Here is a 13023-nt window from a genome sequence, read left to right as displayed (position 1 = left end):
ACTTTTTTGTTAACGCATAGAATCAAATAATGCCGTTGCTCCCGCTTCATCCCACAGCACCACGCTACCCACATCATATTCAGCGAAGCCACCAACTGGTACCGTCTCAGTTCGCACCCCAGAGCGCATAGCAAAAGCCACGCGGAGCAGATGCCATAGATGATCACCCGAACCCGCCGTGAAACTATCAACGGTTGTAAGAATTGTGCGTATCAGACGGTAGGGGTTGAAAATGATACTTAAGTCGGTGGTTTTATTAACTAATGCCGAGAAGAATTCCCGCTGCCGCTGCACGCGGTCGAGATCACCCATCGCTGTTTGGCGGGTGCGCACATAACCAAGGGCCGTAGGACCGTCGACAAGTTGGCAACCTGCCCCTATATTGAGTTGCGCGAGCGGATCTTCAATGGGCTGATCGGGGCATACCTCAATGCCCCCCAGTGCATCCACCACATGGGCTAAGCCACCCATTCCGATCTCCGCATAATGATCGATACTTAAGCCTGTTGATTCCTCCACTGTTTGGGTAAGGAGCGGCGCGGATCCATAGGTAAATGCGGCGTTGATTTTATCCATCCCGTAACCTGGAATATTGACATAGGAATCACGCGGAATAGAGACCAAGGTGGCTTGTCCACGCAGCGGAATATGCATGACCATAATGGTATCTGTGCGCCGGGAACCAATATCACCACCCGTACCTAAACGGTTCGCTTCTTCTTCACTAAGCCCAGCTCGAGAGTCTGAACCCACCAATAGCCAATTCGTTCCCGACGTAGACGCGATGGGCGCCGCGGAGGCGAAAGGAGTGCGATTGATCTTCATATCCAGCCACAGCACTGACACCAAGGAAAACACCACAATGGTGGCCAGAATCAGACTCAACGATTTGAAGAATCGTCGTGCCGGAGAGCGCCGCGGGGCTAAGCGACGAGGCGGCTGTGGAATTATAGCTGGACGCTGAACGGGTAATTCTTGGCGTGGTCTTATAGGGTCGGTACGTGAAGGTCGCTGGATCGGGCGCTGTGGTGGGGGCTGCATCCTAGGACGCGCTCGAACGGGGCGACCGAAACGATCAGTGACGATCCTGCCCTGAGCATCACGCAGATACTCGATATGGTTGCCCTGGTTAGTCATAGCTTTAACAGTAGTAGTAACAGCTGAGGCCTTGAAACTATTTAAGGTTCAGATATACAGATCCAACAAATGCCACGAGATCAATAAAGAAATGCGCGAAGATGAGCGGCCACACTCTATTCGTTTTGTGGTAGACATACCCAAATACTATCCCCATAATAATATTGCCCACCCCAGCGGATATGCCTTGGTAGAGGTGATAAGAGCCGCGGAGTAGAGCCGAAGAAGCTATCGCTTTTACCTGCGAGACCCCAGCGCTTTTCAGGCGCGTCATCAACCACAGCACCACTACTACTTCCTCGCTAAAAGCGTTTGCGGCAGCGAATCCCACACTTAATCCGATATGCCACCACGGGCTATCAGCTGGAACCGGTATAACCTGCTTACTCAGGCCTAGATGCAGGGCACCTAGATAGAAAAGCAGTCCCGGAATCCCAATAAGCGCGGCCAGGCCCACCCCTAAACGTGCGGAATAGACGAGGTGTGCTACTGGCCATAGCCGAATCTTAAGGAGGTAGAGGCACAAGAAGCCCCAGGAAAAAACCAGAGCGATGGAGGTGAGCTGAAAACCGATATCGATCAGTGGCAATGGTGCCCTCGAGGGAACAATTGCGACCTGCTGCGCATTCAGCGGTTTGGTGTCGAGTAACGAGCGGGCCAAATTCAACAGTGCTCTCAGCCCCGAAGTACCAAAGGTAGCAAGGAGCACCACCACAATCTCTGCCCCTAGACCAGGCTCCCACGGACGCTGCTCAGACTGAGTTGCAGATATGCTCATGTGGAACCTCCAGGTGTTGATAATTGCATGGCGAGGCCAAAAAGTTCTGCCGCACTGATTCGTAATGCTCCGAGATGGATAGAACTCAAGGGCGACAGGTGGGGCAAGGATAAAGCCGCGAGACCCGCCATATTGTAGGTTGTCGCCCAAGGAGTCCACTGGGTCTGCCGATAAAAATCCTCCTCGGGGGAATAAGAGGAAAAATAGCCGTGGACTGGGGGCAAAAATGCCAAGGTGGGACTGAGCACCACATCAACCTCCCAAGCGCGGAGGATTTGATCCTTCACCGACATAAACTCCGCAACCGCTTGCCGTCTGGAGGCCTGTGATAGTTGTGCTCCACGCTCACGCAGCCACTCCACCAATGAAGAGGCTGCGCCTGGAATACGCTGAGCACGCAAGGCCAAAATAGTGCTAAAGGCCTCAAAAGGGGAATCGCCATAAGGCCGAGCAAGCACCGAGATCTTATGACCCTTCTGACTTAGCTGCGTCGCAGCGCTATCGACTGCTTCAAGCATCATATCGGCCACGGGGGTCTCGGCGTGGAGCGGTTGGGTGAGCACCCCAATGTGCAGGGGAGGTGGGGTCACAGGCCTGATTGCATGCACATAGGCGGCGTCAGCAAGCGTGCGTGTGAGGAAACCTTGCACCACGGGATTTGCTCCCGCGGTGGAATGTGCTGGCTTAAACCCTATCAACCCCGTCGCCGCTGCAGGAACGCGAATCGAACCGCCCCCGTCAGAGGCATGGGCCGCTCGTACCAGCCCGCGAGCCACCATAACAGCCGCTCCGCCCGAGGAACCGCCAGGCGTGTGACCGGGCAAGAGTGGGTTATCGGGGCGCGCCTGCCCCACCGGCTCGGTATAGGCAGATAGTCCCATTTCCGGCGTGAGAGATTTGCCAGGGATGATAGCCCCTTGGCTGAGGATAGAGGCGAGGAAGGCATCCGTTTCTGTGGCCATATAGGTGCGGTTGATATTGCCCAAAGTAGTGGGCATGCCCGCTATATCGCTTAAGTCTTTGGCAGGAATAATCCAACCACTTAGCCGCCCGTGAGCATGCGCGCGGGCGTGGGGGTCAAAATAGGAAAACCCATGATCCTTAGGGGTGAGTGCCTGTAGCTGGCTTGCCAGCTGAGAGACTGCAGAAACAACCATAGGATTAGCGTACCGAGTCCGCCTAGGCTGCGGTAGCATCGAGCATCATGAGCATATATGGGAGTACGCGGTGAACCAGCCAGTGACAATGTCCTATCTTGGACCAGCGGGGACCTTCACTGAGATGGCTCTCGCCGAATTTCGACGTGCGCATTTTTCTGGGGTTCAAAGCAATTCCCTCCCTACTGACTCTCCCAGCGAGGCTATCTCCGCTGTGCTTGATCGCCAGGCCGATTATGCATGTGTAGCCTTGGAAAACTCGGTTGATGGGCCCATTACAGCCACCTTTGACGCGCTAACGAGGGGGGTGCAAATTTATTATGAGTACGACCTAGAAATCTCTTTCGCCCTCATGACTCGCCCTCACCACAGCTATGGCAAGCGCCCAATATTAAGCACGCATCCGGTGGCATACCAGCAAACGAAGGTGTGGATAAAAGATCATATTGGTGAGCACGAATTTCTCCCCGCATCCTCGAATGCTGCTGCCGCACAAGCAGTAGCTAGAGGTGAGGCAGATATTGCAGTCGCACCAGCCCTCTCGGCCGAGATCTACGAATTAGAGATCAAGGCCACTCACGTGGCAGATCAGGCCCATGCCATGACCCGATTTGTTCTCGTCGGTCTCCCTGGAGTCCCCACCCCACGGACCGGTCATGATCGTACAGGTTTAGCGTTCACGCTGCCGAATACCCCGGGATCTCTGGTAGGGGCTTTAAATGAATGTGCGGTACGGGGTGTGGACTTAACCCGTATTGAATCCCGCCCCCTGCACCAGGGATTGGGTAGCTACCGCTTCTACGTGGATCTTCATGGGCATATATCTGACCCGGATATCCAAGAGGCCCTCGCGGCACTGTACCGCCGCGCCACTGATCTTATCTTTCTAGGTTCATGGCCGCGTATTGATGCCCCCATAGACCGCGTTGACCAAGAGCCGCGTTATCGGAGTGCTCAGTCGTGGATTCAGTCCTTATTGAAAGGCACACCAGTGGGCTAGACTATGCTCGTGGATCAGCACCCATGAACTGAGTAAGACAAGAGGGGAATCTATGAGTGGTCGAATTATTGTGATGCGCCATGGCCGGACGCATTCTAATGCTCGCGGAATTTTTGATACTCAGCTACCTGGTGCGGAATTATCGGTTATAGGCAGACACCAAGTACGCGAATCCGGACGCAGGCTGCGCACGCTTAGCGATAACGTAGGCTACGCTGCGAGCTCCCAGGCTTTACGGGCCCAGCAGTCCATGCTCCTCGCGGTGGCCGCATATTGTGGGGACGAGGGTGAGGTGCCTCAGATCGCCCAGCCAAAAATGACTATGACGGTGCTGCCAGGCATCCACGAACTGGGAGCGGGTGATCTCGAGGGGCGCAGTGATGATCGAGCCCACGATGCTTATATTGCGACGTTGAAGCAGTGGAATGAGGGCGATCTACATGCGGGAATGCCGGGTGGAGAGACCGCCCAGGATTATCTCAATCGAGCGACCCCCATCCTAGAAGCGGTTGCTCAACGCTGCCACGACACCAACCAAGATAGCTTAATGGTTATCCATGGGGCGGCTATCCGCATCCTTGGGCTGCATGCGACAACACTTGACGGTGATTATGTTCGCGAGAGCTATATCGCCAATGGCTCCTTGAGTATCATCGAACCCCGCGGCGCTTTCGGTACCTGGACGTGCAAGTATTTTGCCGATCAACCAGTACCCTAGGAGCGACCCTAATAACCGCGAGCGTGTAGCTCCTCATCGTCGAAGCCAAAATAATGACCCACTTCGTGAATCACCGTAATGCGCACCTGTTCTGCTAATTGTTCCCTAGAGGTACAAAAACGCTTTAATGCCTCACGGTAAATCGTGATGGTATCGGGTAAGTATCCGGCGTTACCAAATTGACGCTCCGGAAGTGGGATACCCGTATACAGCCCGAGCACTCCAGGTCCTGAAGGGTGCAGATCTTCAATCAATATGGCTATATTTCTCATATGATCCCGAAATTCGGGGGGAATTGTAGCCAGTGCTGCATCAACTAGATCCGCAAAGTCTGCTTCAGAAATCTCAACCATATATCAAGTCTAGTGATTAGCGTGGTGGCGGTGGAGCCACACCATCAAGAGCCTCGGGATTAATAATGGGGGCGCGTTCGGGGCGCTGCTCAGGGGGGTTCCCGTTGATAGTGAAGTCGCCCTTGGCGCTGCCCTCGAGCACCGCAAAGCGATTATCAACGGGGAAGACGAGCGAGCAATTCACACTGTGGGAGCCAGTATCCCAAGAGCTGGGGGCAATCGTCGTCCAAAAAGGCTTAAGGGTGGAGAAATACAGAGGATCATCGCCTCCGAGATAATCACGGGCCGCTTGGGTGCATACACGACTGAGATGATTATCTTGCTCCTCGGTCGACGGGATCGACTGCGGAAAAACCGGGAGCAGATCAATAACGGCGGTGATCTCCATCTGATGCGGCTTTCCACAGGCAACCTGCTTCGTGGAATTAGAGGCGTCGAGAGCTAGGCACGTTCCTACGGGTGAGATGCGGGCCTGATCTTGATCTTGGACTCTGCCTTTGGTTTCAATGACCTCGCCGAGTTCATTCGTGGCCTGAATCCCACACAAGAGTGTACGATCGCCCAAATCCCACGACTCTTGGGGTGGCAGGATTGAGGCGATGGAATACTTGCCCAAGGGGTCGAATTTCGCATCAAGGTAGCGCATTGTAGGCGCTAAGCATAGTTCTTCTCGCAATTGCGCTTGCCGCGTCTGGTTAGGCATAGCCGCACTAGGGCCAAATTCACTGCTGGGGTAGGTGCCAAGATCTTCGCGGGAGGAGACTTCAAAACGGTGCAGACTGGCACAATCTGCCTGTTCAAAATTACTAACGGTGCCGTCGATAACAGTCCACGTCACGCACGAGCCGACATCGGCGGTGGTAAAAGAAGCGGTAGATGCGGCCGGTACCTTGGTGGTCATGTCGACGGGGGTGACGAGTGGAGAACTTAATTGGGCTCGCTGATATTGATAGGCACCCATGGCACATGATGCCGAGAGGGCGGCTACTAATATAATCCGCGTTGCCGTGGCGGATCTAAACTCTATCTCCATCTCAACCTCAGGTACTCGTATCGCTATGTTGACCCCAGCGTACTACGTTTTCTCGGCCCGTATTCTTTAAGTATTACAAGGATTAGCGGTAGGCTAAAGATCGTGATTGATCTAAAATTCCTCCGCGAAAATCCTGATATCGTCCGCGCATCCCAGCGCACCCGCGGCGCGTCACCTGAGCTTGTCGATGCTCTCATCGAAGCCGACGAAGCCCGGCGACAAGCAATCCAAAGAGCTGACGAGCTGCGCAGCGAGCAAAAAACCTTTGGGCGGAAGATCGGACAAGCCGATCCTAGCGAGCGCCCTCAGCTTTTAGCTGGCTCCAACCAGCTCAAAGCTAAGGTTAAAGAAGCGGAGGAGGCCCAGAAGGCAGCAGAGGAGACAGTGAACTCCTTGCAGATGCAATTGGGCAATATCGTTGAGGGTGCCCCGGCCGGTGGCGAAGACGACTTTATCGTGCTGGAGCATGTAGGCGAACCCACAACGTTTGATTTCGAACCTAAAGATCACCTCGACTTGGGCGAATCCTTAGGGCTTCTTGATGTTAAACGTGGGACTAAAGTTGGTGGTGCCCGTTTCTATTACCTCACTGGTGATGGGGCCTTCTTGCAACTAGGTATGCTCACATTAGCTGCCCAGAAGGCTCGTGCCGCTGGCTTTGAATTAATGATCCCGCCAGTTTTAGTGCGCCCCGATGTCATGCGCGGTACCGGTTTTCTCGGGGAACATTCCGACGAGATTTACTACCTCGAACGGGACGACCTCTATTTAGTGGGCACCTCCGAAGTAGCGCTAGCTGGTTATCACCAAGACGAAATTATTGACCTCACGCAGGGGCCGAAGAAATATGCCGGCTGGTCGTCGTGCTTTCGCCGGGAGGCTGGCTCCTATGGCAAAGATACACGCGGTATTTTGCGCGTTCACCAATTCGATAAATTGGAAATGTTCGTATATTGCAAACCAGAGGAGGCCGCAGCCCAGCACCAGGCTTTGTTAGATATGGAGCGCGATATGCTCTCCGCCGTCGAAGTCCCTTATAGAATTATCGATGTCGCTGGGGGTGACCTCGGGTCCTCCGCGGCGCGTAAATACGACACCGAGGCGTGGGTGCCCACCCAACATACGTACCGAGAACTCACCTCAACCTCGAACTGCACGACCTTCCAAGCCCGCCGCTTGCACACCCGCTATCGAGACGAGAATGGCAAGCCACAGATCGCCGCGACGCTCAATGGCACGCTAGCGACAACCCGGTGGTTGGTTGCCATCTTGGAAAATAATCAGCAAGCTGATGGTTCCGTGGTTGTTCCTGAGGCCTTAAGGCCCTTTGTGGGCAAGGATATCTTGGAACCGAAAAACTAAGAACTGAGGTTATAAGCCATGAGCCGCCCAGGTTTTCACCGCGTTGAAGATATTTTCCTCGTAGAGGATTCAGTCGAGGACGTTCCCCTCCATCCCGATAGCCGCGAGAGTTTTTATAATCGCATCATCGTGGGGGTGAAGGCCCTATTGAAGGCCCAAGGAATTACGGTCACTATTTTTGGGGCTGAGAATATCCCAACCCAGGGCCCGGCGCTCATGGCGTGTAACCATATGGGCTATTACGATTTCATATTCGTGGGTAGCTCCGCTTATTCCAGAGGCCGCCGATTGGTGCGCTTTATGGCTAAGAAAGAGCTGTTTGATATTCCAGGAGCGCGGCGGCTCTTAGCACGAATGAAACATATCGAGGTAGATCGCTTCGCTGGCCGAAGTGCTCTCGATCGAGCTGTGGCGAGTCTCAGGGACGGTAACCTTGTGGGAATTTTTCCCGAGGGAACCACGTCTCCGAGCTTCGAATTACAGGAGTTTAAAACGGGCGCGGCCAGGATTGCTAATCGAGCCGATTGTCCGCTCATTCCCATGGCACTGTGGGGCTCTCAACGGATCTGGGCCAAGGACCTCCCTAAACGTTTAGGTAGGAACCATTTTCCTGTGTGGCTAAAGGTGGGCGAACCAGTCGTGAGAACTGGCGATATCCATGAAGATACCCGCCGCCTCGAGCAAGCGATTAGCAATCTTCTTGACGAGGTGCGCGCAGCATACGAGGAGTTCAACGGACCGTTCCCAGGCGGTGAGAATTGGCGACCCGCCTCACTCGGTGGGGGTGCTCCTACCAGCGAAGAGGCTGCCGCTAAAACTCGAGCGATCCGCGAAAAACGACGCCTCAAGCGCGCCGAAAAGGAGGCTAAGAAAGCTGCGAAGCGGGAGCGTCGCGCGGCTCGTCGGCACCGCCGCGAAAAGAGACGCGAATTAAAATTCCTTGTAGCCAAGGAACTTTCCTTCTTCGAGAAGCTCAAGGTCATCTACTTTAAGTGGAAAGATTCCTAAATCGCCGGTCCGCATCTCGGAAAGGGATCGCTAGGATAGACGATATGACATATAAGTTGGTCGCCAGCGATGTGGATGGGACGCTCATTAACAGCGCCGAGCGGATTAGCCCTCGGCTCTACCGTGCACTTGAGTGCACAAATGGCAGGTATCACTTTGTCATAGCTACTGGTAGGCCTGCCCGCTGGGTAATTCCACTGGTAAATCAACTACCCTTCAAACCTGTGTGCATCTGCGCTAACGGAGCTGTTGTCTATGATTCGGCTCGCGATCGTATTATAAAAAACCACAGTATTCAGGCGGAGGTATTGCGTGCTGTGGTGAGTAAAGCGCGAGAAGTCCTTCCCGTTGGGGTAGCTGTAGAGCGCTGTGGCACCTCCGTATTAGATATTAACCAGGGCTGTTATGTGGTGACCGAGGATTATGCCCACGCGTGGGATTCTACGGAACACAGCGTCGTGGATCTGGATTCCGCACTTGCTGAACCAGCAGTGAAACTACTCCTGCGTTATGAAGCCTTAACAGCGCCGGAGCTTTTTGACCTGATTCGCCCGGCGATCCCGACCGATCTGGTTCACATCACTTATTCCATTAATGAAGGTTTACTTGAAGTATCCGCACCGAATATTACCAAAGCCCAGACCTTGAAAGAGCTCTGTGATGATATGGGAATCGCCGCTAAAGATGTCCTCGCATTTGGCGATATGCGCAATGATCGCGAAATGATCGAGTGGGCGGGCCACGGAGTGGCCATGGCTAATGCCCAACAAGAGCTGCGGGCTTGCGCTGATGAAGTTACCGCGAGCAATGACGATGACGGTGTCGCGCGGATTCTCGAGAGGGTTTTTGGCCAGTAAAATTAACGCTCGATACCCCACCGCCAGAGAGAAGGCGAAACTGCGGGCGGCCCTTCAGACGTGGTTTTCAGAGAGGTCGAAGGGAGTGTGCTTTCTCTCGAGGGTGATTAATACTCTCTCGTTGTCGTTACGGTCTTTGTGGCTGGCGGTAATATAGGTGAGCGCTTACCTTTACGGGGAGAAAAGATACAGCACCAGTTTTTCTTTCTCGACGTGCCCCGAATGCGAAAAGCCACCACTTTCTGTGGTGGCTTAGGGCGGCAAATGGCGCGGGGATCTGGGAGAATATCCCCGCGCCAAGATTATTAAGGAGCTACGGGAGCAGGCTCATAAGCCTGGGCATCAACAGCTCCAGTGGCAGGATCGAAAGTGATATAGCCGTGTTCGAAATCGACGCGGATCTTACCGTCATCGGGGTGCTCCATATTAATGGGAAGTCCTAGCGGCCCGAAGTCGAAGCCCTGAGCAGCCCAGGTGTCACCAATGACACCCCACAGCGCCTGGGGTCCAGTGGTCTCGGAATCGACGATGATCCCGTTGTCGAAGAGCTGATAGGTCACATCGCGACCATCGGCGCCACTGTAGGTAATCGCACCAGAGCGCAGTTTGCCCAAGATTGGGGAGAGCTGGTTCCACAGTCGACTCAACTCCGAGTCGGAGGACAGCTGAGTTGAAGCACTAATGAGCGCCGGGATCTTCTCCAGCTTCAAGCCTTTGACTACCTCGATATTGCCAATCCTCTCAATACCGCCTTCAGGCAGTACACCAAGAGCGCCAGCGACACCGATGCCGAGCACGATGAGCGAGGCTGCCGAGACAATAATCGTAGTTGCATCACCATTATTGGAACTTAAGAGCTTGGTGAAAAGGTCCGCTCCTTCGGACGAGCTACCGGTTGCACTTGGTTGGCTCGGTTGGATTGGTCGGTTCGGTGTTTGCGGAACAACCGGTGGAATGGTGTTCTTTGGCTGTGGGTTAGGTCGAACAGCGTTGGAAGTAAGCAGATCATATTTAGCTTGAGCGATCTGACGGATGGTGCCCATCTTGTTGTATACATAGCCGCCGGGGCATTCGGTGAGGCCAACGTCGCGGTGGGCGAAGATATTGGGCAATTGCACAGCGGTACCATAGGGGTATTGGGTATAGCTGGTGCCCTCGGAATAGTGGGTATTATTGCCAGACGGATTAAAACCCGCAACTTTAGCGCGCCAGCCAGCCAATTCGCCGACTGATTTCAGCATTGCGGCAGTGGGCTGAGCAGTTTGGTAGTTGCCGAGCATTGAAATGGCCCAGGTATTTTGGTTAAAGCCGCCTGCGTGGGTACCAATGACGGCTTTGTTTAGTCCGCCGTAGCGACCTTCGTAGAGGTTTCCGTATTTATCGGCGAGCGCGTGGTATCCGATATCGCACCAGCCGAGTTGCTGGGCATGATACTGGTAAATGCCACGCACGATGCCTGGAGCTTGGGCTTCGGTGTAGTTATTGGAACCAGCTGTGTGGTGCACGACAACCGCTGATACCCCATCAGCGTATTCTGGCGATTTGCAACGAATCGATTCGTCGGCGCCCCAGCCCTTACGGGAAATCACGCGCGGCAAGCCAACCGCGTCATTAGCCAAGGTGATCTGGGTATCGACGATAGGGGATTCGCCACCATCAATAAAGACAGCGTCGAGCTTTGCAGCTTCCTCAGGATTAAAGAGATCGACACCGAGGATGGAGACCTGCACAGACTTAGTCGGTTCCACATAGATGGGTTCGGTGCCTTGGCGTTCGTAGTCAGCTACTTCGCGAGCGTCAACGGCCTCGGATTCAAACCATTCGGTCCAGGTACCGTCGGCGCGCTGGCTGCGGACGAAGGCGGCGATATCTTTCTCTCCCGCCCAGGTCATAGCGAAGATGGAGAATTCTTCCTCGCGGTTAAATTGTTTTACCGTGCGTTCGACGGGCCCCTCCTCGTCACTTTGAGTGGCGAGGGCTGCATCGTTGACCAGCACGTTTTGGCCGAGGTTGAAGTTCTCGGTGCTGGTGGTTGCAGTGATGGGTTCGATGCCATCAGATTCGGTTTTCAGTATTGAGGTGGTGCCCACGCCAATAGCGGTTCCAGCAATGAGGGTCATTGCTAACACTGCTGCGGTGATCGGGGGCGCCGAGGTAATGCCAAGGCGGCGGCGTTGTTTCACGTTAATCTCCCAACTTTATTGTGATTGATAAATGGGCACAGTCGTGCCACCTATCGGGCTTAACTGTAGTGTATTTATGGGGTAAAAGGGATGCATGTTGCTCATGTGAATAAGAAAGTGCATGTAAAGGGCATAAGAATTATTTTCCCGGCGTGTCGGATCAGTGAATATCTCGGTGTGTCCTGCAGAGCGAAACGCACCTTATATGGCTAGGGTTTTAGCTATGACTGACTTTGATGTAATCGTTGTTGGATCCGGACTCTTCGGTTTGACCGTAGCGGAGCGCGCAGCCAGCCAATTGAATAAGAAGGTACTCATTATTGAGCGCCGCGATCATATTGGCGGCAACGCCTATTCCGAGGCCGAACCAGAGACCGGCATTGAAATCCACAAATACGGAGCCCATCTCTTCCACACCTCCAATAAGCGAGTCTGGGAATACGTCAATCAATTCACCAGTTTCACTAATTATCAGCACCGCGTCTTCGCCATGCACAAAGGCCAGGCCTACCAATTTCCCATGGGGCTCGGGCTTATTAGCCAGTTCTTCGGAAAGTACTTCTCTCCAGACGAAGCTCGCGCCCTCATCGCTGAGCAGGCTGCCGAGATCAAGAGCGAAGATGCTAAAAACCTAGAAGAAAAGGCTATCTCTCTGATCGGCCGTCCCCTCTACGAAGCTTTTATTCGCGATTACACCGCGAAGCAGTGGCAAACGGATCCCAAGGATCTCCCAGCCGGTAATATCACCCGGCTGCCGGTGCGCTATAACTTCAACAACCGTTATTTCAACGATACCTACGAGGGCCTCCCTACAGACGGATACGCCGCATGGCTAGAACGAATGGCCGATCACCCCAATATCGACGTGCGTCTAAATACTGATTGGTTTGAGGTTCGCGATGAGGTGCGCGCCGCCTCCCCGAAGGCGCTCGTGGTCTATACCGGTCCCGTTGATCGTTATTTCGATTATCGCGAAGGAGCCCTAGGGTGGCGCACGCTTGATTTCGAGACCGAAGTTCTCGAAACTGGTGATTTCCAGGGAACTCCCGTCATGAACTACAACGATGCTGAGTTCCCCTTTACCCGAATCCACGAATTCCGCCACTTCCATCCCGAGCGCGACAACCAGTATCCTCAGGATAAAACCGTCATTATGCGCGAGTATTCACGCTTTGCGGAAGCCGGGGACGAGCCTTATTATCCAATCAATACCCCTGCAGACCGCGAGATGCTGTTAAAGTACCGCGAACACGTCGCCCGAGAGACCGCCGAGAATAAGGTCTATTTCGGGGGACGCCTGGGAACCTACCAGTACCTGGATATGCATATGGCTATTGCCTCGGCGCTAACTCTATTTGATAATGTGATCAGCCCGGCACTGCGCGCATAAAAGTCCACAGAGGTACCTAAGAAGTACATAAAAAATCCCCGACAGGG

12 protein-coding genes are annotated in these 13023 nt (G+C 54.0%); 6 read left to right on the top strand and 6 right to left on the bottom strand.

The features are described from left to right. Positions 1–9 precede the first annotated feature (9 nt). The 3 genes from NXS13_RS06645 to NXS13_RS06635 are packed head-to-tail and all read right to left on the bottom strand — an operon-like array spanning position 10 to position 3072. Positions 10–1137: an LCP family protein gene (locus tag NXS13_RS06645; protein WP_259078546.1), complete on the bottom strand. Its 1128-nt coding sequence runs from the start codon at positions 1135–1137 to the stop codon at positions 10–12. A gap of 37 nt (positions 1138–1174) precedes the next feature. Then, positions 1175–1915 carry a CPBP family intramembrane glutamic endopeptidase gene (locus NXS13_RS06640; protein WP_259078549.1) on the bottom strand — a complete coding sequence of 247 codons (741 nt, stop codon included), beginning with the start codon at positions 1913–1915 and terminating at the stop codon, positions 1175–1177. Next, positions 1912–3072: an amidase gene (locus NXS13_RS06635; protein WP_259078551.1), complete on the bottom strand. Its 1161-nt coding sequence runs from the start codon at positions 3070–3072 to the stop codon at positions 1912–1914. Before NXS13_RS06635 ends, NXS13_RS06640 begins: the two co-directional genes overlap by 4 nt. 82 nt (positions 3073–3154) lie before the next feature. On the opposite strand from NXS13_RS06635, the gene pheA reads away from it, so the two are divergent. Continuing rightward, positions 3155–4072, top strand: a complete 918-nt coding sequence (gene pheA / locus NXS13_RS06630; protein WP_396124763.1) for a prephenate dehydratase — start codon at positions 3155–3157, stop codon at positions 4070–4072. Between the two features lie 52 nt (positions 4073–4124). After that, on the top strand, positions 4125–4790 hold the full coding sequence (locus NXS13_RS06625) for a histidine phosphatase family protein (protein ID WP_259078555.1): 666 nt from the start codon (positions 4125–4127) through the stop codon (positions 4788–4790). Positions 4791–4798: 8 nt separating this feature from the next. Here NXS13_RS06625 and NXS13_RS06620 read toward each other — a convergent pair whose 3' ends face one another. Together NXS13_RS06620 and NXS13_RS06615 are read right to left on the bottom strand one after the other, a co-directional pair. Beyond that, positions 4799–5143 carry a metallopeptidase family protein gene (locus NXS13_RS06620; protein WP_259078557.1) on the bottom strand — a complete coding sequence of 115 codons (345 nt, stop codon included), beginning with the start codon at positions 5141–5143 and terminating at the stop codon, positions 4799–4801. 16 nt (positions 5144–5159) lie between these two features. Further along, positions 5160–6176, bottom strand: coding sequence for a septum formation family protein (locus tag NXS13_RS06615; protein ID WP_259078558.1), 1017 nt, complete (start codon positions 6174–6176; stop codon positions 5160–5162). Positions 6177–6278: 102 nt separating this feature from the next. Here NXS13_RS06615 and serS point away from each other — a divergent pair, with 102 nt between their 5' ends. Genes serS through NXS13_RS06600 form a run of 3 tightly spaced genes read left to right on the top strand, consistent with a single transcriptional unit; the run spans position 6279 to position 9403 of the window. After that, positions 6279–7538, top strand: a complete 1260-nt coding sequence (serS, locus tag NXS13_RS06610) for a serine--tRNA ligase (protein WP_259078560.1) — start codon at positions 6279–6281, stop codon at positions 7536–7538. A gap of 18 nt (positions 7539–7556) precedes the next feature. Continuing rightward, positions 7557–8546: a 1-acyl-sn-glycerol-3-phosphate acyltransferase gene (locus NXS13_RS06605; protein ID WP_259078561.1), complete on the top strand. Its 990-nt coding sequence runs from the start codon at positions 7557–7559 to the stop codon at positions 8544–8546. 44 nt (positions 8547–8590) lie between these two features. Further along, positions 8591–9403 carry an HAD family hydrolase gene (locus NXS13_RS06600; RefSeq protein ID WP_259158481.1) on the top strand — a complete coding sequence of 271 codons (813 nt, stop codon included), beginning with the start codon at positions 8591–8593 and terminating at the stop codon, positions 9401–9403. A gap of 305 nt (positions 9404–9708) precedes the next feature. Here the strand turns inward: NXS13_RS06600 and NXS13_RS06595 are convergent, their stop codons facing one another. Continuing rightward, complete coding sequence (locus NXS13_RS06595) at positions 9709–11586, bottom strand: N-acetylmuramoyl-L-alanine amidase (RefSeq protein WP_259289519.1); 1878 nt, start codon at positions 11584–11586, stop codon at positions 9709–9711. 223 nt (positions 11587–11809) lie between these two features. On the opposite strand from NXS13_RS06595, the gene glf reads away from it, so the two are divergent. Continuing rightward, on the top strand, positions 11810–12976 hold the full coding sequence (gene glf / locus NXS13_RS06590; protein ID WP_259158477.1) for a UDP-galactopyranose mutase: 1167 nt from the start codon (positions 11810–11812) through the stop codon (positions 12974–12976). Positions 12977–13023 lie beyond the last annotated feature (47 nt).

The organism is Corynebacterium sp. ES2730-CONJ (assembly GCF_024834055.1).
GTDB lineage: Bacteria > Actinomycetota > Actinomycetes > Mycobacteriales > Mycobacteriaceae > Corynebacterium.
The sequence above is the reverse complement of the archived record's forward strand: the minus strand, read 5'-3'. Positions and strand labels throughout refer to the sequence as shown.